The organism is Sporosarcina sp. GTC18466, from assembly GCF_055389225.1.
The window spans coordinates 644915-665013 of record NZ_AP044037.1 but is presented as its reverse complement, the minus strand read 5'-3'; the positions used below and the strand labels follow the sequence as shown (position 1 = coordinate 665013).

Annotated in this window: 22 protein-coding genes; 15 read left to right on the top strand and 7 right to left on the bottom strand. The window is 48.8% G+C overall.

Features of this window, described 5'->3' with window-relative positions:
- Positions 1-12 precede the first annotated feature (12 nt).
- The 8 genes from ACZ5FK_RS03365 to ACZ5FK_RS03330 all read left to right on the top strand — a co-directional run bounded on the left by ACZ5FK_RS03365 (position 13) and on the right by ACZ5FK_RS03330 (position 8595).
- Positions 13-837 carry a pyruvate, water dikinase regulatory protein gene (locus tag ACZ5FK_RS03365; RefSeq protein WP_464806505.1) on the top strand — a complete coding sequence of 275 codons (825 nt, stop codon included), beginning with the start codon at positions 13-15 and terminating at the stop codon, positions 835-837.
- 227 nt (positions 838-1064) lie between these two features.
- Positions 1065-2876 (top strand): DNA primase, encoded by a 1812-nt coding sequence (gene dnaG / locus ACZ5FK_RS03360; RefSeq protein WP_464806504.1) that lies wholly within the window; start codon positions 1065-1067, stop codon positions 2874-2876.
- A 35-nt stretch (positions 2877-2911) separates the two neighbouring features.
- Positions 2912-4099 (top strand): RNA polymerase sigma factor RpoD, encoded by a 1188-nt coding sequence (gene rpoD, locus ACZ5FK_RS03355; RefSeq protein ID WP_464806503.1) that lies wholly within the window; start codon positions 2912-2914, stop codon positions 4097-4099.
- 93 nt (positions 4100-4192) lie between these two features.
- Positions 4193-4744, top strand: coding sequence for a hypothetical protein (locus ACZ5FK_RS03350; RefSeq protein WP_464806502.1), 552 nt, complete (start codon positions 4193-4195; stop codon positions 4742-4744).
- A 193-nt stretch (positions 4745-4937) separates the two neighbouring features.
- On the top strand, positions 4938-6083 hold the full coding sequence (locus ACZ5FK_RS03345) for an acyl-CoA dehydrogenase family protein (protein WP_464806501.1): 1146 nt from the start codon (positions 4938-4940) through the stop codon (positions 6081-6083).
- A 197-nt stretch (positions 6084-6280) separates the two neighbouring features.
- The gene (gene cccA, locus ACZ5FK_RS03340; RefSeq protein ID WP_464806500.1) at positions 6281-6655 is read left to right on the top strand and encodes a cytochrome c550; all 375 of its coding nucleotides are present in this window, start codon (positions 6281-6283) and stop codon (positions 6653-6655) included.
- 126 nt (positions 6656-6781) lie between these two features.
- Positions 6782-7480, top strand: coding sequence for a tRNA (adenine(22)-N(1))-methyltransferase (locus ACZ5FK_RS03335; protein ID WP_464806499.1), 699 nt, complete (start codon positions 6782-6784; stop codon positions 7478-7480).
- Entirely contained in the window at positions 7477-8595 is a 1119-nt protein-coding gene (locus ACZ5FK_RS03330) for a Nif3-like dinuclear metal center hexameric protein (protein ID WP_464806498.1), read from the top strand. Before ACZ5FK_RS03335 ends, ACZ5FK_RS03330 begins: the two co-directional genes overlap by 4 nt.
- 45 nt (positions 8596-8640) lie before the next feature.
- On the opposite strand, the gene ACZ5FK_RS03325 is transcribed toward ACZ5FK_RS03330, so the two are convergent.
- On the bottom strand, positions 8641-9618 hold the full coding sequence (locus ACZ5FK_RS03325) for a 4-hydroxy-3-methylbut-2-enyl diphosphate reductase (RefSeq protein ID WP_464806497.1): 978 nt from the start codon (positions 9616-9618) through the stop codon (positions 8641-8643).
- A 64-nt stretch (positions 9619-9682) separates the two neighbouring features.
- Positions 9683-10180, bottom strand: coding sequence for a VrrA/YqfQ family protein (gene vrrA / locus ACZ5FK_RS03320; RefSeq protein ID WP_464806496.1), 498 nt, complete (start codon positions 10178-10180; stop codon positions 9683-9685).
- A 111-nt stretch (positions 10181-10291) separates the two neighbouring features.
- On the opposite strand from vrrA, the gene ACZ5FK_RS03315 reads away from it, so the two are divergent.
- Positions 10292-11590 carry a DEAD/DEAH box helicase gene (locus ACZ5FK_RS03315; protein ID WP_464806495.1) on the top strand — a complete coding sequence of 433 codons (1299 nt, stop codon included), beginning with the start codon at positions 10292-10294 and terminating at the stop codon, positions 11588-11590.
- The gene (locus tag ACZ5FK_RS03310; RefSeq protein ID WP_464806494.1) at positions 11587-12474 is read left to right on the top strand and encodes a deoxyribonuclease IV; all 888 of its coding nucleotides are present in this window, start codon (positions 11587-11589) and stop codon (positions 12472-12474) included. Before ACZ5FK_RS03315 ends, ACZ5FK_RS03310 begins: the two co-directional genes overlap by 4 nt.
- A 46-nt stretch (positions 12475-12520) precedes the next feature.
- Here ACZ5FK_RS03310 and ACZ5FK_RS03305 read toward each other — a convergent pair whose 3' ends face one another.
- Entirely contained in the window at positions 12521-12763 is a 243-nt protein-coding gene (locus ACZ5FK_RS03305; RefSeq protein ID WP_464806493.1) for a hypothetical protein, read from the bottom strand.
- 133 nt (positions 12764-12896) lie between these two features.
- Here ACZ5FK_RS03305 and ACZ5FK_RS03300 point away from each other — a divergent pair, with 133 nt between their 5' ends.
- The 3 genes from ACZ5FK_RS03300 to ACZ5FK_RS03290 are packed head-to-tail and all read left to right on the top strand — an operon-like array spanning position 12897 to position 14946.
- Positions 12897-13670, top strand: a complete 774-nt coding sequence (locus tag ACZ5FK_RS03300) for a metal ABC transporter ATP-binding protein (RefSeq protein ID WP_464806492.1) — start codon at positions 12897-12899, stop codon at positions 13668-13670.
- The gene (locus tag ACZ5FK_RS03295; RefSeq protein ID WP_464806491.1) at positions 13667-14533 is read left to right on the top strand and encodes a metal ABC transporter permease; all 867 of its coding nucleotides are present in this window, start codon (positions 13667-13669) and stop codon (positions 14531-14533) included. Before ACZ5FK_RS03300 ends, ACZ5FK_RS03295 begins: the two co-directional genes overlap by 4 nt.
- Positions 14530-14946: a Fur family transcriptional regulator gene (locus tag ACZ5FK_RS03290; protein WP_464806490.1), complete on the top strand. Its 417-nt coding sequence runs from the start codon at positions 14530-14532 to the stop codon at positions 14944-14946. Before ACZ5FK_RS03295 ends, ACZ5FK_RS03290 begins: the two co-directional genes overlap by 4 nt.
- Positions 14947-14984: 38 nt before the next feature.
- Here the strand turns inward: ACZ5FK_RS03290 and ACZ5FK_RS03285 are convergent, their stop codons facing one another.
- The 4 genes from ACZ5FK_RS03285 to ACZ5FK_RS03270 form a co-directional block, all read right to left on the bottom strand.
- Positions 14985-15569 carry a 5' nucleotidase, NT5C type gene (locus tag ACZ5FK_RS03285; protein ID WP_464806489.1) on the bottom strand — a complete coding sequence of 195 codons (585 nt, stop codon included), beginning with the start codon at positions 15567-15569 and terminating at the stop codon, positions 14985-14987.
- On the bottom strand, positions 15566-16690 hold the full coding sequence (gene ispG, locus ACZ5FK_RS03280; protein ID WP_464806488.1) for a flavodoxin-dependent (E)-4-hydroxy-3-methylbut-2-enyl-diphosphate synthase: 1125 nt from the start codon (positions 16688-16690) through the stop codon (positions 15566-15568). The genes ACZ5FK_RS03285 and ispG overlap by 4 nt, the downstream gene beginning before the upstream one ends.
- Positions 16691-16780: 90 nt before the next feature.
- Positions 16781-17107, bottom strand: a complete 327-nt coding sequence (locus ACZ5FK_RS03275; RefSeq protein ID WP_464806487.1) for a tail protein X — start codon at positions 17105-17107, stop codon at positions 16781-16783.
- Between the two features lie 50 nt (positions 17108-17157).
- Positions 17158-17661: a DUF1189 family protein gene (locus tag ACZ5FK_RS03270; RefSeq protein WP_464806486.1), complete on the bottom strand. Its 504-nt coding sequence runs from the start codon at positions 17659-17661 to the stop codon at positions 17158-17160.
- Between the two features lie 228 nt (positions 17662-17889).
- Between ACZ5FK_RS03270 and ACZ5FK_RS03265 the strand changes: the two genes are divergently transcribed.
- Positions 17890-19521: a Na/Pi cotransporter family protein gene (locus ACZ5FK_RS03265; protein ID WP_464806485.1), complete on the top strand. Its 1632-nt coding sequence runs from the start codon at positions 17890-17892 to the stop codon at positions 19519-19521.
- Positions 19522-19540: 19 nt separating this feature from the next.
- Positions 19541-20026, top strand: coding sequence for a DUF456 domain-containing protein (locus tag ACZ5FK_RS03260; RefSeq protein WP_464806484.1), 486 nt, complete (start codon positions 19541-19543; stop codon positions 20024-20026).
- Positions 20027-20099 lie beyond the last annotated feature (73 nt).

The following is a 20099-nucleotide window of genomic DNA, read 5'->3' as shown; positions in this document are numbered from 1 at the left end:
GGAGTGAATCATATGGAAACTATTACATTGTTCATTGTTTCCGACTCGGTCGGGGAGACGGCAGACTTGGTTGCCAAAGCCGCCGCCAGCCAATTTACGCATGATCTTGAAACCGTCTCGGTGAAACGGTTTTCTCATATCGAAGACGAATCACAACTACAGGAGATTGCCATCCTGGCGAAACGGCAGAATGCAATCATCATCTATACATTGGTCAAAGGGTGTATGCGGAAAAAAATCTTGGAGGAGTGCAAAGTGCACAACTTGAAGTGTGTGGATCTTCTTGGCCCTGTCGTCGATCAGATCGGGGAGGTGCTTGGAGAACGCCCTTTTGAGGAGCCAGGACTCGTCCGGCAGCTTGATGATGATTACTTCAAAAAAATTGAAGCAGTTGAATTCGCCGTGAAATATGACGATGGCCGTGATCCGCGAGGCGTCATGAAAGCGGATATCGTCCTTGTCGGTGTCTCAAGGACATCAAAGACCCCTTTGTCCCAGTACTTGGCAAACCGCCGATTTAAAGTGGCGAATGTCCCTCTTGTCCCAGAAGTGGAACCGCCGTCGGAACTTTTTTCAATTGATCCGGAAAAGTGTTATGGCTTAGTGATCACGCCTGAGAAACTGAATTCCATCAGGAAAGAAAGACTGATCACGCTCGGGCTGAAGGACGACGCGAACTACGCCCGCATAGAACGCATCAATCAGGAGATTGCCCATTTCAATGATGTAGTCAGCAAGATCGGCTGTAAAGTCATTGATGTGACCAATCGCGCTGTCGAAGAGACGGCGAATGTCATATTGAGTGATATGGCGGCGAAAGGAAGAAGTTATAAATAAGAATATCAATTCCATAGTATTTCGAAGAAGAACCATCCGGGCAAAAAGGTTGGTTCTTCTTTTGCGGATTGTGTACAATAATAAATTGGCGACCCGGCCATAATAGCCGGCTGTCCGTGAATGTAATAGGCATCTCTGAAAATAGTTCAGACAGCAAGAAAATATTTTGTCGAATAAGCAGGATTTATGAATTTCATCTCGAATTCAGATGACAGAGGGAAATGGTGATGAACATGTCGAAAATCCCAGAGGAGACAATTGAGGAAGTCCGCTCGAAGACGGATATTGTAGACTTGGTCGGCGAATACGTCCAACTGACTAAGCGGGGGAGGAATTGGTTTGGCCTCTGCCCGTTCCACGGAGAAAGCACGCCATCCTTCTCCGTATCCGAAGACAAGAGCCTATTTCATTGCTTCGGCTGCGGAGCGAGCGGCAACTCGATCACCTTTGTCATGGATATCGAAAACCTCTCGTTTACAGATGCCGTCATAAAGCTTGCAGAACGGAGCTCAATTGAGGTCTCCCTTCCTGAAGGGGGCGGGCGTGAAAGCAGGCAAAAGAATCTGCATCAGCCGATGCAGGAAGCTCATGCACTTGCGGCAAGTTTTTACAGCCATCTTTTACTGAACACGGTGGAGGGGGAATCAGCTCTTCAGTATTTGGAGAAAAGAGGATTTACGAGGGAACGTATCGAAGAATATGGCATCGGCTGGTCGCTTAATGAGATGGATGCACTCACGCGTCTTTTGGAGCGCAAGGAATTTGATATGAAGGAAATGGAACAAGCGGGCCTCTGTATTATGAAAAATGATGGTACAGGCTACTTTGACAGGTTCCGGGGACGTATTATGTTCCCCTTACATGACGATAATGGGAACATCGTCGGCTTTTCCGCAAGGATATTGGCTGATTCCAAAGAGGAAGCGAAGTACTTGAACAGCCCCGAGACTCCGATTTTTGAGAAAAGCAAATTACTTTACAATTTCCACAGAGCTCGTCTTAACGTTCGGAAAACGGGTAAAGTAATAGTGTTTGAAGGATTCATGGATACGATTGCGGCAGAACGGGCGGGCGTCATGAACAGTGTCGCCGTCATGGGGACGTCGCTGTCTGAAATACATCTAATGAAACTGAAAAGGATTGCAAACCAGCTGATCATCTGTTGCGATGGAGATAATGCAGGATGGAATGCCGCCAAGCGCTTTGCTCTTTTAGCAATGGAAAAGGGACTGGATGTAAAAGTTGCTGTCCTGCCGGGCAAGATGGATCCCGATGAGTACATTTCAGTCCATGGAGAAGAGGCGTTCCGGGAGAAAGTTTTAGGGAATCCCCTGTCGTACATGTCATTCATCCTTGCCTATTCAAAGCGAGGAAAGAACCTGGGGCATGAGAACGACGTCCTGCAATACATTCACGAAGTGTTTGAGGACCTGGCGCAAAGGATTTCCCCGGTTGAACGGGACATGCTTTTGCGGCAATTGGAAGCAGATACGGGTGTATCTTCCGAAGCGCTGAATGAACAGCTTATGAAGAAAACCGGGAAACTTGCAAAGGCTGCAAAAGAAACGCAGCCAGAGCAGCCGCATTTGGCGGTGGAGAGGACTAGGAAAGATACTGGAGCTGATCGGGCAGAACGGATTTTGCTCTCCCATTTGCTCTACGATGGACATTTGTTTGACCGGCTTCGTGATGAGGGGACGGAAGTTTTTATCCGCGATGAATATAATGCCATTTTCATCCGGCTTGCCGGATTTTACGAGCAGCACGGGGAACCGGACTTCCATCGGTTCGCTGAAGCATTGGATGACCGGGAATTGCGTAAGATTGTCATGGAAGCTGCCATGATGGACCGTGATCCCGACCATGCTGAACAAGAGGCTCTGGATTGCCGGAAACATTTGGAGAAGCAGCGGGTCATCCGGAAGATAGAATCGATGATCAGCGAGTCAAGAGAAGCAGAAAAAGTGAACGATCATACCCGGGCGCTGGAGCTGGCCAGGGATATTATACAGCTCCGGAAATCATTATCGGCATTGTAAGCCAAATTCCGGTGTACTAAGGAGGAACGGGTATAATGGATGAAAAAAAGCGATCTGGAGAGATGGAAAACGATATGACGTTGGAAGAGATGAAAGCAAGTTTGCTGGAGACAGGGAAGAAGTCCGGAGAATTGACCCTCGAGGAAGTGACGGATAAACTTTCCGCCTTTGAAATGGAACCGGAACAATTTGAGGAATTTCTAGATCAGATCGAAGCTCAGGGCATTGAAATGGATCGGAAAGATGAAGAAGAAGCGGAACCTGGAAAAGCGGCTGCGGATGATGAGCAGTTCGACCTGAATGACTTGAGCGTACCGCCGGGCGTCAAGATCAATGACCCCGTCCGTATGTATTTGAAAGAGATCGGGCGTGTGGATCTTTTGACAGGTGACCAGGAAGTGAAGCTTGCGATCGCCATCCAGGAGGGCATGGAAGCAGAAGAGAAGCTGGAGGCCCTGGGAAAACCGGATGCATCCCTTCAGAAGACGATTTACGCGGGTGAAAATGCCAAGAAAAAGTTAGCTGAAGCGAACTTGCGGCTTGTCGTCAGTATTGCGAAACGGTACGTCGGCCGGGGCATGCTGTTCCTCGATTTGATCCAAGAGGGAAATATGGGCCTGATCAAAGCGGTTGAGAAATTCGACCATACGAAGGGATTCAAATTCAGTACGTACGCCACATGGTGGATCCGCCAGGCGATCACACGCGCCATTGCGGACCAGGCACGGACTATCCGGATTCCAGTCCATATGGTTGAAACGATCAACAAACTTATTCGTGTCCAGCGGCAGCTGCTCCAAGATCTCGGACGTGAGCCATCCCCTGAGGAAATTGGTGAAGAGATGGATCTTACAGCAGATAAAGTGCGTGAGATCCTGAAAATTGCCCAGGAACCCGTTTCCCTGGAAACCCCGATCGGTGAAGAGGACGATTCCCATCTTGGTGATTTCATTGAGGACTCGGAAGCGCAATCCCCTTCTGATCATGCGGCCTATGAATTGCTGAAAGAACAGTTGGAGGATGTCCTGGACACACTGACGGACCGGGAAGAGAATGTGCTTCGGCTTCGCTTCGGCCTGGATGACGGCAGGACCCGTACACTGGAAGAAGTCGGAAAGGTTTTCGGCGTCACTAGGGAACGGATTCGCCAAATTGAGGCAAAAGCGCTGCGAAAGCTTCGCCATCCGTCCCGCAGCAAACGTCTGAAAGACTTTCTTGAATAATACTACTTAATGCATCGGCAGGTAGCCGATGCATTTTGCGTACATACCGGCTTCGAACATAGGCCAAATTGATTCACGAAAGGTGAACATGGGATGAACCATAACCGGAAACAGATGATCATTACCGAGATAAAATACTGGAAGAGAAATAAACTGCTGCCTGAACATTACTGTGATTTTCTCATCACACTTTATGCCGGTGGAGAAGAAGAACGTATTCCGGATGAAGATTCGGTTCTTGTTAAAGAACGAAAAGGGAACAACAAACAGCTGATTCTGCTCAGCATCGCAGCGGCAGTTATATTCGGCACTATGTTTTTGCTCGATTCCTATCCAGGCTGGACTCTTTCACTAGCAGCGGGGCTCATAACGCTGCTGCTCGTGGTGCCCGCTGTCCGCAAGGTGAACAGCGGCGCTTTGGTTGCGACCTGCTATATATTGGCCGCATTCCTGCTGCTAGGCATTTCATTGAAAGTCTGGATGGCATTTTTTGACGATCAGACAATGATGCTTGTCGGCCTGCTCGTCATGAATTGCGCACTTTGGCTGTTTGCCGGCCGCATGCTAAAGTTGCTCTATTTCACAATTTCCGGAGCGGCCGGACTTCTGCTCGTCACCGGATTCATTTTTATGACGATGCGATAATAATACTTGCCGGCATCTTAAACTTTTGGAGAACGCTCTTAATAGGCTGCTTTCATAGGAAGATAGCCTATTTTGGCGTTTTTATATTTTTTTACGAAAAGTTTCTATTTCCCTAGTTGATGAATAGTTGAGAATGTACCGTTCAATTCGTTATACTATGAATGTAAGCGTTCACAACAAGGGGGAGAACCAGATGAATTTTGATTTGACAGATGAGCAGTTAATGATCAAACGGACAATGTGGGAATTTGCGGACCAGGTTGTCGCTCCAGGAGCCATTGACAGGGACCGTACAAATGAATTTCCAGTGGAAATCTTTAAACAGCTTGCTGATATGGGAATGATGGGATTGCCGTTTCCTGAAAAGTACGGCGGTGCCGGCGCAGATACAATCAGTTTCGCGATTGTCACAGAAGAATTGAGCCGTGCCTGCGCTTCTACAGGAATCACGTACTCTGCACATATTTCTCTTGGCGGAGCGCCGCTTAATCTATTTGGCACGGAAGAGCAAAAGGAGAAGTATTTGACGCCGATTTGCACAGGTGAGTCATTTGGTGCGTTCGGCCTCACGGAGCCGAATGCGGGCTCGGATGCAGGGGGAACCCAGACGACCGCGAAGGAAGAGGGAGACCAGTACATCATAAACGGTTCAAAAGTATATATAACAAATGCAAGTTATGCCAAACACCTAGCATTGACGGCGATCACCGGAATGAAAGATGGAAGGAAGGAAATCAGTGCCATCATCGTGCCGACCGATGCTGACGGTTTCACTATCATCGATAATTATGAAAAAATGGGGCTGCATGCTTCCAATACAACAGAGCTCGTCCTCGAAAATGTCAAAGTCCCGAAAGAGAATCTTCTTGGTAAGGAAGGCGAAGGTTTCCGTCAGTTCCTCGTAACACTGGATGGAGGAAGGATCGGAATCGGAGCGATGGCAGTCGGGATTGCACAGGCAGCGTACGACCGGGCATTTAATTATTCCAAAGAGCGCAAGCAATTTGGCAAGTCGCTTTCTGAATTCCAGGTGACACAATTCAAGCTGGCAGATATGGCGTTAAAGATCGAGCTTGCGCGGAACATGGTCTATAAGGCAGCGTGGCTGAAGGATCAGGGACGCAAGTTTACGAAAGAGGCGGCGATGTGCAAGCTGTACGCTTCTGAAATCGCTATGGAAGTCGCTGATCAGGCTATTCAGATCCATGGAGGCTACGGCTATATGCGCGAATATGAAGTGGAACGCTATATGCGTGATGCGAAGCTGCTAGAAATCGGTGAAGGGACTTCCGAAGTGCAGCGGATGGTCATCGCACGCCAGCTTGGCGTCATGCGATAATGCATGAGAGGACAGCCGTATCCATCGTTAAATTGAATGATTCGAAAACGAATGAAAAACATAGAAAGTTTGTCGAAATTGTCACAAACGGTGATTTGTTTATGGATAACTCTTTCAGTTTTCCCGCGGATACAGTACAATGTTAAGTGTGCACTGTATATAGTACAGAATAGATCCTGGTGAAGGAGGGTAATTCATTGAAAAACAATCCCGTAATACCTTATATTCTGATTTTTGCTCTTGGACTAGGACTCATTTTCTTTATGTCCCTTCATGGCATCGATCAGAAAAAAGAGATTGCCGGACCTGAAGAGGAAGGGAATCAAACCGAGCCAGCAGGTTCTGAAGCGGAAGATTTCGATCCGGAAAGCTTCACACAAGGAAAGTGCATCGGTTGCCACGGTGGAGATTTAACTGGCGGCATCGGCCCTAACCTTCATGGCCTGTCGGATGATAAAGACACGATCCATGACATCATTAAGAACGGCCAAGGCCAAATGCCAGCATTCGGCGGCCAGATCTCTGATGACCAGATCGATCAATTGGCAGACTACATCCTATCACTTAAATGAGAAAAGGCCGTCCGTATGACAAATCATACTGGACGGCTTTTTTACGTTCCAAACTGCTGCAGCATGACGTCTAAGTGCAAATAGGCAGGGCTTGGGGTACAATGAAATCGGAAAGGTGGAGTCCAGTTGAATCCATTGAAATTATCGGAGCGTTTGAATACGGTCGCATCATTTGTCCAAAGTGGTTCCGTACTAGCGGATATTGGCAGCGACCATGCGTACTTGCCTTGTTACTTGGCAAAACAAAATAAGATTACACTGGCGATTGCCGGAGAAGTTGCGAAAGGTCCTTATGAATCGGCAGTGCGCAACGTAAGGAAAGAGAAACTCGAAAATCGTATTGTTGTCCGGCTGGCGGATGGTTTAGACGCCATCCAAGACACAGACCAGGTAGACACAGTCTCAATCGCCGGGATGGGCGGTACACTGATCGCCTCCATTTTGGAAAAAGGCAAAGCGAAACTGAAGAATGTGCGAAGGATTATCACACAACCTAATATCCACTCGGTCGCCATCCGAAAATGGGGAGCTGAGAATGGGTGGGCTGTTTGGGATGAAGCGATTTTGAAAGAGGATGGCAAGCTATATGAGGTAGTGATCCTTGAAAAAGGGGATAGTTCCTACTCCGATTTGGAATTGCTTGTGGGCCCTAAGCTTCTAGCTGAAAAAAACGAGATATTTATCGAAAAGTGGCGAAGGGAAATCGAGGAATGGGAGCGCGTGCTTGAATCACTGGAAAAAGCGGAGACCACTAATGAGATAGAACAGAAAAAAGATCATTTGAGGACGTTAATCACAATTGTAGGGAAGGTGCTTCCAACGTGAAAAAAGTGAATGGCCATGAGATCATTTCATTATTTGAACAGTGGGCCCCCAAGCGGTTCGCAGAAGATTGGGATCCTGTAGGGCTGCATATCGGCAGACTGAACAGGGAGACTTCGAAAGTGCTTGTCACCCTGGATGTGAACGAAGAGGTTGTACAGGAGGCGGTAAGAACAGGAGCCAACTTGATCATTGCCCATCACCCGCCTATTTTTAGACCGATGAAGTTCATCTTGACCGATACGCCGCAAGGAAGGCTGGTCGAAACCTGCATTAAGAATGATATATCCGTTTATGCGGCACATACAAATCTTGATGTGGCGCCAGGGGGTGTGAATGATCTGCTTGCCGATCGGTTAGGCCTGCAGGGAACGGAAGTGATGACTCCTACATATTCGGATGCCCTCTATAAGCTCGCGGTGTTCTGTCCGGTCGACCACGCGGATCACTTACGTGAAGCGTTGGCAAAAGCCGGGGCGGGTGCCATCGGTGATTATGCGGGCTGCAGTTTCACGTCCGCAGGCATCGGACGTTTCACTCCGGTGGAAGGTGCAGATCCATTTATCGGATCAGTAGGAAAAATGGAGAAAGTGGAAGAAGAACGGATTGAAGTTGTCATGCCTGGTTCCATACGTTCAAGTGTCCTTAAAGCGATGCTAAAAGCCCATCCGTATGAAGAGCCTGCATACGATTTCTTCGTGCTTGATCAGCGGACGAATGAGTATGGTCTTGGCCGTGTTGGATCGCTAAAGGCCAGCATGCCGCTCGGTCAATTTGCTGATCTCGTGAAAAAGGCGCTCGATGTGCCGGCCGTCCGTTTTGTCGGAGATATGGACAAACCGATAAAAAAAGTCGCGGTATTAGGAGGGAGCGGCTCGAAATTTATCCGTGATGCGGCACGGAAAGGCGCGGATGTCTTTGTTACAGGGGATATGGATTTTCATTCAGCGCAGGATGCAGAGTCCCTCAATCTTGCTATCATCGACCCTGGACATCATGTAGAGAAGGTGATGAGTGCTGGCGTCGCTGGCCATATGCAAAAGCTGTGTGAGGAAAAAGGGTATGACGTCACTTTCCTGGCATCCGAAATTGACACGGAGCCATTTACGTTTACATGAAAACCAAAAAACGGAGGAACCAATCAGTTCCTCCGTTGCTTTTGCTCATAATGTGGCGTATGGCTCAATCCGTTTAACAGGCTCCGGATTTTTAATCTTCGGCAAAATCTTCTCAAGTTTGAACTTCCGCTCAGGATGATGTGTCGAAGGATCTTCCGGGTCGAATGCATCCAGGAATGCAATCACTTCCCGAACGACAATTGTCGGCGTCGAGGCGCCGGCCGTCACTGCAACTGTTTCGGCCCCTTTCAGCCACTCTATATCGATTTCCGATACGTCTGAAACACGGTATGCAGGAGTGCCTGCAATTTCAACGGACACTTGGGTCAGCCGATTTGAATTGTTGCTTTTCGGATCGCCGACAACGATCAATACATCCGCTTCTCCCGCCTGTTCTGCCACGGCTTCCTGTCTGACTTGGGTAGCCATGCAGATTTCCTTGTGAACTTCAATATGCGGGAATTTCTCTTTGAGAGCATCCATGATATGTGCGACGTCCCATTGGCTCATCGTCGTTTGATTGGTGACTAGCAACTTATCGTTCGTCAGCGTCATCTGATCGACATCTTCAAGAGATTCGATTAGGTGGACAGCATGCGGAGCGATTCCGATGGCGCCTTCGGGTTCGGGATGATACTTCTTGCCGATGTAGATGATATCATACCCTTCAGCGACTTTCTCTTCAATCAGGTGATGGGTAACGGATACATCCGGACAAGTTGCGTCGATGGAAACAAGGCCCTTCTTGCGTGCCAGCTCGCGAACTTCCGGCGAAACGCCATGAGCAGTGAATATGACGGTTCCTGTCTCGACCTTATTGAGAATGTCCAGGCGGTCTTTTCCGTCAAGGGTGATGATTCCATCCTCTTCAAAAGCATCGGTGACATGTTTATTATGAACAATCATGCCCAAGATATAAATGGGCCTTGGTAAGGACTTGTCGAGTGCCGCATTCCTTGCGATCACCATTGCATCGACAACCCCGTAGCAATAGCCTCTCGGGGATATCTTCAAAACTTTCATCTGAAACTCACTCCTCTAAAGTGATCTACATCCATTATAGATGCAGTGAGGAAGAGTTTCAAACTTATAATGCCGGCGGCTGGAAGATTCGCGGCACTGACGGTCCGGGTACTTGCGGCTTTGCTGCATTTGCTGCGGCTGATGCGCCGGCGCTCAGTCCGGCTGATGTCCCCGCATTTGCAGCAGTGGCACCCCCTGAAGGCAGTGATTGAAAACCTTTATACAGCTTCCACATAGCCGGCAAATTTTGCAGCATTGGTGCGAATTGCTGTACGAGCGGTGCGAATTGCTGTGCCGTATTCATGAAACGGTTTGCCGTCTGCATATACATTTCGATTTTTGATCCGCCTTGCTGCTGCTGGGGGAATTGACCGCCGCCTCCCGCGCCAGGCGGAAAACCTTGCATGCCGGGACCGAATGCTGAACGTCCTTGCGGCATCTGAGGACTTCCCATTTGCGGATTCGGGGGTTGCATATTTGGCGGTCCGAAACCCGGTTGTCTCATCGGCTGGAGCGGCTGTCCCGATTGCCGTGCGAACGGATAGAAGGATTGGTATCTCATCATGAACCCCTTTCTTTATAGTTGTTTTGCGCCTCGCGCTATATAGTATGCGAAATTACCTTACGACGGAACGAAAATCTGCTACAATAGAATGACGTTAGGAGGATTTCAATGTCCAAGTATACAGATTATCAATTTAAGCCCTTTTTGCGGGATGCGATCGAGCGTCTTGGTTTCAAAGAACCAACGCCGATTCAAAAAGAGATGATTCCGCTGATCTTGAAAGGGACCAGTGCAATCGGACAAGCCCACACCGGTACAGGCAAATCCCACAGTTTCCTAATCCCGATCGTGGAACGGGCGGATGAGGAAAATAACAGTGTGCAGGCAGTCATCGCTGCACCGACGAGGGAACTCGCTGCGCAATTGTCGACAGAGTTGAATAAATTGACGGAAGGGACAGGCATCAGATCTGCACTTTTGATCGGAGGAACGGATAAACAGCGCTCCATCGGGAAGCTGCAATCGGCTATTCCTCATATCGTCATAGGCACTCCCGGCCGATTACGCGACCTTGCCGAAACCGGATCACTGCCTCTCCATACAGCAAGTATCCTTGTCATTGATGAGGCGGATCTTGCATTCGATATGGGCTTCATCGAGGACATTGATCAATTTGCCTCCCGTATGCCGGATCACTTGGAGATGTATGTATTCTCTGCAACTATACCTGAAAGATTAAAACCGTTTTTAGCGAAATATCTAAGCAATCCAGTCCATATACAAATCGGCAAGCAAAAACCGCTTACAGAAGGCATGCGCTATTCATTGGTACCTGTGCGGAGTGCAAGCCGGAAAAAGAAGCTGCTGGCAGTGATGGAAGCCATAAACCCGTATTTGGCGATCATCTTTACGAATACAAAGCAGCATGCAGATGAAATTGCAGCTTTTCTCGCTGAAAATGGCGTCAAGGCTGGCAGGATCCATGGAGACTTGACTCCGCGTGAACGTACGCGGATGATGAAGCAGGTGCGCGATCTGGAGTTCCAATATATCGTGGCGACCGACTTGGCCGCTCGCGGAATTGATATCCCGGGTGTCAGCCATGTGATCAACTATGAACTGCCAGACGATCTCGAGTTCTTTATCCACAGAGTCGGAAGGACAGCGAGAGCGGGCCTTGAAGGCATCGCCATCACTCTTTACGAACCATCCGAGGACGATAAGATCGTTCAAATCGAGAAGATGGGCATTCCTTTCATCCATGAGGACGTGAAGAACGGCGAGTGGCAAGAAGTGAAGGAAAGGCATGCACGCCAGAAACGGGTTAAGGAAACGGATGAACTTGACCGTAAAGCTGCTTCATTTGTCCGCAAACCTGATAAGGTCAAGCCGGGTTATAAAAAGAAAATGACCCGTGAGATGGAAAGCTTCAAGAAGAGGGAAAGGAGATTGAACCGGAAAAAATGAGTGATGTCTTGTTAGGTTCCCATGTATCAATGAGCGGCAAGGATATGCTGCTCGGCTCCAGCATCGAGGCGGCGAGTTATGGGGCGGGCACGTTCATGATCTATACGGGCGCCCCGCAGAATACCCGCCGCAAACCCATTGAGGAACTCAATATTGAAGCGGGCCACCGCCATATGAAGGAAAATGGATTGTCGAACATCGTCGTTCATGCACCCTATATTATTAATATCGGAAATACAACGAAGCCCGAGACATTCAGGCTTGGCGTCGACTTTCTCCAAAAGGAGATCGAGCGGACAGCGGCAATCGGTGCGGATCAGATCGTCTTGCACCCAGGTGCCCATGTGGGTGCTGGAGCTGACGCTGGAATTGCGAAGATCATCGAAGGGCTGAATGAGGTTCTTACAGATGACACAGAGGTCAGGATCGCTCTGGAGACGATGGCGGGAAAAGGCAGTGAATGCGGCCGTTCGTTTAATGAACTTGCCAAAATCATTGATGGCGTGAAGAATAATGAGCGGCTGTCAATTTGCTTCGATACTTGCCACGTGCACGATGCAGGCTATGATATTGTCAATGACTTCGATGGCGTGCTTGACGAATTCGACCGGATCATAGGCAAAGACCGGATATCTGTCATCCATGTGAATGACAGCAAGAATGAGCGTGGAGCGGGGAAAGATCGGCATGAAAACATCGGTTACGGCCATATCGGTTTTGAACCGCTATGCTATATTGTCCACCATCCCGAATTCCTCTCCATCCCTAAAATATTGGAGACACCATTTATCGGTGACGATCCAAAAAAGAAAAAATCACCATATAAACGTGAAATTGAAATGCTCACATCTAAGACGTTCCAGAATGAACCTCTAGAAGTGTAAAAGAACGGCGGTCCCGCGGGAAACAGGGGGCCGTCGTCATTTTTTGTCACTCTAACATCTGTAAATATTGCTTTACTAATTCATCGCCTTTTTTCTCTCCTACTGCTTCTTTCACTTTGGCGATAAAACTTTCCGGCACACCGGAGAACAGCCAGTGGAAGGACACTTCTTCCAAAAGCGGACGCAGCTTCCGGATTTCCCCGATAGAAAGATGAACACCGTATTGTGCCGCTATTTCGCGTGCTTCCTCATCACTGCTCATCTTTATTTGATGGATGAACTGTAACATGGTCAATCATCACCATTCCTTCTTGAAAAGTTGTCTTCATTGCTGAAATCCGCTATACTTAGAAAGGTTGAAGCGTAACGGTTACGTTTAAGAGAGCCGATTCATGGCCTATCAGAAGGGCGGATTTCTCCCTATGGAAAAGAAGATTATTGAATGTACAGATGTCAGTTTCACGTACGGACAATCTAATGTCCTGTCACATATATCCCTTACAGTAAAGGAAGGGGAGTTTTGGGCTTTGATCGGCCCAAATGGTTCCGGCAAGTCTACTTTGTTAAAACTGATCTTAGGCTTATTAAAGCCGACGCATGGCTCTGTAAAGTTATTCGGAGAACCCGCCTCGTCGTTTAAGCAGCGGGAAAGGATCGGGTATGTTTCCCAAAAATCGAATGCATTCAATTCGGGATTTCCCGCAACGGTGCTCGAAGTCGTCCGAAGCGGCTTGACAAGAAAAGCAGGGCTGTTCAAGCGCTTTACACAGGAAGACACTGAATCTGCCATGAAAGCACTCCGGACAGTGGAGATGGAATCCTTCAGCACGAGAGCGATCGGTGAGCTGTCTGGAGGCCAGCAGCAGCGGGTGTTCATTGCCCGTGCCCTTGCAGCAGATCCCGACCTTCTTATCATGGATGAGCCGACTGTCGGGATTGATCAGCAAAATATCGCATCGTTCTACTCTATGCTGGAAACGCTCAATCGTGATTATGGAATTGCAATCCTTCTCGTGTCACATGAAATTGATATTGTCACTGGTCTTGCATCTCACGTTGCATGCCTGAACCGCACTATTCATTTTCATGGGATGCAGGAAGAGTATTATAAACTCGGGGACCGTGAAATTTCGAACTGGTACGGGCATCCCGTCAGGCGAATCCACCATGGATCCGGTGAGGGGGATCAATCATGATACATGCAGTGCTAACGTATGACTTCCTGCAGAACGCAGTTTTATCCGGTCTGATTATCGGATTGATTGCTCCTCTTCTTGGATTATTCATCGTCGTCAGAAGGCTATCGCTCATTGCGGATGCGCTGAGCCACGTTGCGCTTGCAGGCATTGCGGGAAGCTTATATATGAGCCAGCAATTTATCGTAATATCATCGCTCAATCCGGTCTATTTAGGTATGGGAGCGGCTGCGGTCGGATCTCTTTTGATCGAGAGGCTTCGTTCCGCTTATCGCCATTTTGAAGAATTGGCGATCCCGATCATATTGTCCGCAGGCATAGGCCTGGGCGCCATATTCATTTCTCTAGCGAAAGGATTCAGCACTGATTTGGTCGGATATTTATTCGGTTCTGTTTCAGCGGTCAGCCGTCAGGACTTGCTGGTCGTCTTGGTGATTGCGATTATCGTAGTCTTGTTCGTCCGGCTATTCTATAAAGAGCTCTTCGCGATTTCATTCGACCCTGAATATGCGAAAATTTCCGGTGTCCATGGAAAGCTTATTCAGGTGGCATTCATGATCATTGTCGCTCTTGTCATCGGTGCATCGATGAGGATTGTCGGGATCCTGCTTGTTTCCTCTCTTATGACATTGCCGGTCGCCTCTGCAATCCAACTGGCTAAAAGCTTTAAAGGTGCGATGTTCTATTCCATTGCAATCGGTGAGTTTTCCGTTATTTCCGGACTAGTGGCAGCTTATTATCTCGATATTGCCCCCGGCGGTACAATTGTCATCATCTCAGTACTTGTGCTGCTGTTCGTCTTATTGCTGAAAAAAATCCGTAATTTTGATGGCTTTAAACAAAGGGGAGGGGATCTGGCATGACACTCGACGAAGCATGGCGCATCCTGGCCGCTAATCAATTTAAACGGACAAAAAATCGAGAGACCATCCTAACGTATTTCTCGAAGCATGATAAATATATATCCGCGATGGAAGTGCGTAATTTTATGGCTCAGGACAATCCGGGCATCAGCTATGATACGATTTATAGAAATCTGGCGACCTTTTCGGAGCTTGGCATTCTGGAGGAGACGGAGCTTGGCGGTGAGTTGCATTTTCGCATGCAATGCGAAGCGGGGGTCCATCACCATCACCTGATCTGCACATCATGCGGTACATCGCGAAGCATTCCCTATTGCCCGATGTCAACGGTGAGCGGGGACTTCGGCGGTTTCGAGGTTGAGGGACATAAATTTGAAATATACGGCAAGTGTCCAAGCTGCCGGAAGAATTGAAAAAGGTGCGAACCCCTTGAACGGAGGTTCGCACCTTTTTAATTTGTCAGCTCACGGACAGGGAACAGCTTACGGATCCACTCGTCGGCTTCCGTCCAGCTTGTTACACGGATAACACCGTCCGGGATGCTCTTCCGGTTGTAAGGGGTATCGAATAGGAGGACGGGTATTCCAAGTTCCTCATGGATGTTGACCGCGTTATCATGCTTGTCTTCGAAAAAGCAATCGACACGGAATGACTTTGCCGCTTCGATCTTATGATGGCTGCCGATCAGCTCAATATGATCGTAAGGGATTTCTTCCCGGGCAAACCATTCTGCTGTACAGTCCTGAACCGAGGAACCGCGGGCGGAAATATAGTAGAGCTCATACGCATCATGCCAGGAATCCAGTATCTCTTTCACTTTTTCCTGGGCAGGTGAAGTCCTGTAGATCTCCTCTTCCGCTGTCAAATACCAATCGAAGAATTCCTTCTCATCCACGTCAAATGCCTTCGTCAGATCATACTCCGTAATATCATCGAGGCATAGATTGCATCCGAATCTGGAGTTGATATGCGGCAGGAGGGACGTGGGGCACGTCACCGTCCCGTCGATATCAATGCCGAACCGATATTTTCTCATTCAGCCGCTCCGCCTTGAAGAAGTAATTCCTCTTGGCGTTTTTTCTCGAAATACTCTTCGGCAAGTTTATCGATCTCTATCTTCAATTCATCGACCATTGTCTCTTCAGGCACTTTCCGGACTGTTTTCCCTTTCATGAATAGAAGGCCTTCCCCGCGTGCACCTGCAATTCCGATATCGGCTTCCCGTGCTTCGCCCGGACCGTTTACGGCGCAGCCGAGTACCGCGACTTTAATCGGCGCTTTAATTGTTGAAATATATTCTTCCACCTCATTCGCAATGGAGATGAGATCGATTTCGATCCGTCCGCATGTCGGGCAAGAAATGAGCGTCGCCGCATTCGAGGACAAACCGAATACCTTCAGCAGCTCTCTGGCAACCTTCACTTCTTGAACGGGATCCGCGCTCAATGAAACGCGGAGCGTGTTACCGATGCCCGCAGAGAGAAGGGCGCCAAGACCAGCGGCACTTTTGATGGATCCGGCGAATAATGTGCCGGATTCAGTGATGCCGAGATGCAGCGGATAATCGAATGCCGCTGCTGCCTTCTTGTATGCTTCGATCGCAAGGTTCACATCGGAAGCTTTCAGGGACACGATAATATCATGGAAGTCGAGATCCTCGAGGATCTTAATATGATGAAGGGCACTTTCGACCATGCCGTCCGCTGTCGGGTATCCGTATTTCTTCAGGATATGCTTTTCAAGAGATCCGGCATTTACACCGATCCGGATAGGAATGCCTTTCTCCTTTGCAGCGCGCACAACCGCCTCGACCTTTTCTTGGCGGCCGATGTTGCCGGGATTGATGCGGATCTTATCCGCTCCTTGTTCAATGGCGATCAATGCTAATTTATAATCAAAATGGATATCGACGACTAAAGGGATGTTGATACGTTCTTTGATGGCGCCGATGGAATAAGCGGCGCGCTCGTCAGGGCAAGCGACACGCACAACTTGGCAGCCCGCTTCTTCAAGGCGAAGAATTTCCGCGACTGTGGCTTCGACATCATGTGTCTTAGTCGTTGCCATGCTTTGGATGAACAGCTCGTCACTGCCGCCGATCGTCAAGTTGCCGACTTTGACAGGACGCGTCTTTGATCTGTGTATCATTTCACTCATGTAAATTCTCTCCTTAAAATCTCGTATCTGCGTAACCATTTTATCAATCAATCGGACAAAAGGAAAGGAACAGGTACTTGATTGTGAATATCATTCGCACTGACTGATGGTTTGACGGGGAACAGGCAATTTGACTTCAAGCCCGCCGATCATCTTCTGGTTCTGCAGATGGGGGTTCAATTCGTAGAACGACGAAAGCCGTTCCATGAATGTCTGGCCTGGATCAGGGTATAGGGAGAGCAGCGACTCGATCGTGTCGCCGTCGACTGTTCTAACCGTTATGCTTTTCAGCTTCTGCTCAGGACAGGACGTTTCAGTTTCAAAAAAGGATGCCATAGGGATTGTCCCATTTGTCAAGTCCTCTTTTACGATATGGAAAACGATGAATAAGAGTAGGGCGATCAGTAGAGTCCTCATTGCGGCATCCTCCTTTTTCCGCCACTCTATGCGGAGCCGGAGGCATCTATTCATCTATTCATCTTTGGATAATAGCGCAGTGCCAGTATCATATAGATGAGGTGGACCGCTGAAGACAGGTACAGCCCGATCCCTTCAAGCATGGGGATGAAGTCAAGCGCAAGCGTCATAAGGAGCGGAAATGTGATGGAGACGGCTGCCGTCCTCCAGACATGGCGGTATTCCGCGCGCCTTTTCATCAATTTCACGATCAGCAGGCCGATTGCCGCGAAAATGCTGACTCGCACAAAAATATAAAACGTCGAGATGACGACCTGGAAAACAAACGCAATCGGATAAATCAGGATGCCGATCGTCCTGCTGTATTCGATCAAGTCGGGGGACGCTTCAAATAGGGTTACATCCCCGAAGAGAAACCTGATGAATGACACAGCCGCGAACAGCCAGACGAACAAGAAGACATAGCTGATCACTTTGCCGATCGGCAGCAGACGGAACGCCGCAAGTTTCTTCGGTTCCCTGAAAGACGCCGCGAACAATTGCCGGTATTTCATCGGAGGGCCTCCTTTCTATTGACCGGTGTCCGGCAAGTTTGCACATACCATCTAGTCTACCACTTACAAGCAGACATTTGAGTTAGTATATTTTCGACAGAATGATGACAAATAGGAAGCCGATTGTTAAGGATATGTAAAGATTCCGCGGCTTCTATTTACAATCCATTCATAATCAAAAATAATGGGAGCGATACATATAATCAAAACATGGAGGTAGACCATTCGATGGGTGTTAATTGGCAAGAACTGATCTTCCAATTCGTCGGCGGACTTGGAATTTTCCTGTTCGCAATCAAGTATATGGGGGATGGCCTTCAAAAGGCGGCAGGGGACAGGCTCCGCTCCATTTTGGACCGCTTTACGACAAACCCGTTCATGGGTGTGCTGAGCGGGATACTAGTGACCGTTCTGATCCAGTCGAGCTCAGGGACCACAGTCATCACTGTGGGCCTTGTCAGTGCCGGATTCATGACCCTGCGCCAGGCGATCGGCGTCATTATGGGCGCTAACATCGGTACGACGGTGACCGCATTCATCATCGGGCTTGACGTCGGTGCGTATGCATTGCCGATCATGGCAGTCGGTGCGTTCCTCATTTTCTTCATCAACAAAAGTTCGGTTAAAAGCATCGGCGAAGTCGTGTTCGGCTTTGGGGGGCTCTTCCTTGGGCTTGAGCTCATGAGCAACGGGATGAAGCCGCTAAGTTCGTTGCAGGCATTTTCGGACTTTACCATGTCGATGAGTGAACATCCTGTGCTTGGAGTGCTTGCAGGCACCGTGTTCACAGTCGTCGTCCAAAGTTCAAGTGCGACTGTCGGGATCCTGCAGGGACTATATTCGGAACATCTGATTCCGCTTGAAGGCGCACTGCCGGTCCTGTTCGGGGATAATATCGGCACGACGATCACTGCGATCCTTGCTGCGCTTGGCGCGTCCGTCGCAGCACGCCGGGCCGCTGCTACGCATGTGCTGTTCAATGTCGTTGGCACCCTTGTCTTCATGCTGCTCCTGCATCCGTTCACGCTGTATGTCGAATGGATCAGTCATGTGCTGAATATCGAGCAGAAAATGCAGATTGCGTTCGCCCATGGCTCGTTCAACGTCGCGAATACGATCATCCAATTTCCGCTGATCGGCATGTGGGCATTCGTGGTCACCAAACTGATCCCAGGCAAGGATGTGGCTATTGAATATAAGCCGAAGCACCTGGACCCGAATTTCATCACCCAGTCGCCGGCTGTCGCAATTGGACAAGCGAAGGAAGAGATCATCCGGATGGGGGATTTCGCTGTGCAGGGGCTCGGAGAGACGTTCGAATACTTGAAGACGAGCAACAAGAAGCATGCGGTAAATGCCTATCAGATTGAAGACGCGATCAATAACCTCGACCGCAAGATCACTGATTATCTTGTCGACATATCAGCTGTCAATATATCCCCTGTTGAATCGGCGCGGCATGTCATGCTGATGGATGCGGTCCGTGATATCGAGCGGATCGGCGATCATTTCGAGAATATCATCGAATTGATCGATTACCGGGAGATAAATAAAGTGAAGCTTACGGATGACGCGATGGAGGACTTGTCCGAGATGTTCACGCTCACCATAGGGACAGTTGAAAAAGCGATGAATTCCTTGGATATGAACGACAGCCAGCTCGCGCGGGCAGTAGCGGAACAGGAAGACCTGATCGATAAGATGGAACGCAGATTCCGGAAGAACCATATCGTCCGGCTGAATGGCGGCCAATGCACCGCACAGGCTGGCATCGTATTTGTGGATATCGTCAGCAACTTGGAACGGATCGGGGACCATGCGGTGAATATCGCCGAAGCTGTGCTTGGAAAACGCATTTAAAATTGGAGGGTGATGCAGAATGGAATGGCTCGCCTGGATCCTTGCGATCCTTTGCTTTATCATAGCTTTCATAGGCCTGGTCTATCCGATCATTCCGTCCGTCGTTTTTATCATTCTTGGGTTTCTGGCATACGGCTTTACAATCGGCTTTGACGGGATGAACTGGTTCTTTTGGGTGGTAGAAGTCCTGTTTGTCGTGCTTCTGTTTTTTGCAGATACACTTGGCAATATTGTAGGCGTAAAAAAGTTCGGCGGTTCGAAGGCCGGCATGTGGGGGAGCACGATCGGTCTTCTGGCCGGACCTTTTGTCATCCCCGCTGCAGGCATTCTCATCGGCCCTTTTCTCGGCGCGGTTATCGCGGAACTGCTGATATCGCGTTCCGGTTTCAAGCAGGCCGTCCGGACGGGAATCGGTTCGCTGGTCGGTTTTTTCACTTCCATCTTTGCTAAAGGCGGAGTTATGCTCCTTATGATTGCCATTTTTGTCTGGTTCGTCCTTAGATAGTTCATTTCAATTGATTGGGATTCTTTAATTTGATAATGTTGAATACGAAGGATAAATAATCAATCAATTTAGG

Excerpts from the sequence above, each read along its gene's own strand:
- ACZ5FK_RS03260 (WP_464806484.1), top strand. The coding sequence starts at position 19,541 with ATGGAATGGCTCGCCTGGATCCTTGCGATCCTTTGCTTTATCATAGCT.
- ACZ5FK_RS03295 (WP_464806491.1), top strand. The coding sequence starts at position 13,667 with ATGATACATGCAGTGCTAACGTATGACTTCCTGCAGAACGCAGTTTTA.
- rpoD (WP_464806503.1), top strand. The coding sequence starts at position 2,912 with ATGGATGAAAAAAAGCGATCTGGAGAGATGGAAAACGATATGACGTTG.
- ACZ5FK_RS03310 (WP_464806494.1), top strand. The coding sequence starts at position 11,587 with ATGAGTGATGTCTTGTTAGGTTCCCATGTATCAATGAGCGGCAAGGAT.
- dnaG (WP_464806504.1), top strand. The coding sequence starts at position 1,065 with ATGAACATGTCGAAAATCCCAGAGGAGACAATTGAGGAAGTCCGCTCG.
- ACZ5FK_RS03315 (WP_464806495.1), top strand. The coding sequence starts at position 10,292 with ATGTCCAAGTATACAGATTATCAATTTAAGCCCTTTTTGCGGGATGCG.
- ACZ5FK_RS03270 (WP_464806486.1), bottom strand. The coding sequence starts at position 17,661 with ATGAAATACCGGCAATTGTTCGCGGCGTCTTTCAGGGAACCGAAGAAA.
- ispG (WP_464806488.1), bottom strand. The coding sequence starts at position 16,690 with ATGAGTGAAATGATACACAGATCAAAGACGCGTCCTGTCAAAGTCGGC.
- ACZ5FK_RS03275 (WP_464806487.1), bottom strand. The coding sequence starts at position 17,107 with ATGAGGACTCTACTGATCGCCCTACTCTTATTCATCGTTTTCCATATC.
- ACZ5FK_RS03285 (WP_464806489.1), bottom strand. The coding sequence starts at position 15,569 with ATGAGAAAATATCGGTTCGGCATTGATATCGACGGGACGGTGACGTGC.
- ACZ5FK_RS03300 (WP_464806492.1), top strand. The coding sequence starts at position 12,897 with ATGGAAAAGAAGATTATTGAATGTACAGATGTCAGTTTCACGTACGGA.
- ACZ5FK_RS03265 (WP_464806485.1), top strand. The coding sequence starts at position 17,890 with ATGGGTGTTAATTGGCAAGAACTGATCTTCCAATTCGTCGGCGGACTT.
- ACZ5FK_RS03345 (WP_464806501.1), top strand. The coding sequence starts at position 4,938 with ATGAATTTTGATTTGACAGATGAGCAGTTAATGATCAAACGGACAATG.
- vrrA (WP_464806496.1), bottom strand. The coding sequence starts at position 10,180 with ATGAGATACCAATCCTTCTATCCGTTCGCACGGCAATCGGGACAGCCG.
- ACZ5FK_RS03365 (WP_464806505.1), top strand. The coding sequence starts at position 13 with ATGGAAACTATTACATTGTTCATTGTTTCCGACTCGGTCGGGGAGACG.
- ACZ5FK_RS03325 (WP_464806497.1), bottom strand. The coding sequence starts at position 9,618 with ATGAAAGTTTTGAAGATATCCCCGAGAGGCTATTGCTACGGGGTTGTC.
- ACZ5FK_RS03350 (WP_464806502.1), top strand. The coding sequence starts at position 4,193 with ATGAACCATAACCGGAAACAGATGATCATTACCGAGATAAAATACTGG.
- ACZ5FK_RS03305 (WP_464806493.1), bottom strand. The coding sequence starts at position 12,763 with ATGTTACAGTTCATCCATCAAATAAAGATGAGCAGTGATGAGGAAGCA.
- ACZ5FK_RS03290 (WP_464806490.1), top strand. The coding sequence starts at position 14,530 with ATGACACTCGACGAAGCATGGCGCATCCTGGCCGCTAATCAATTTAAA.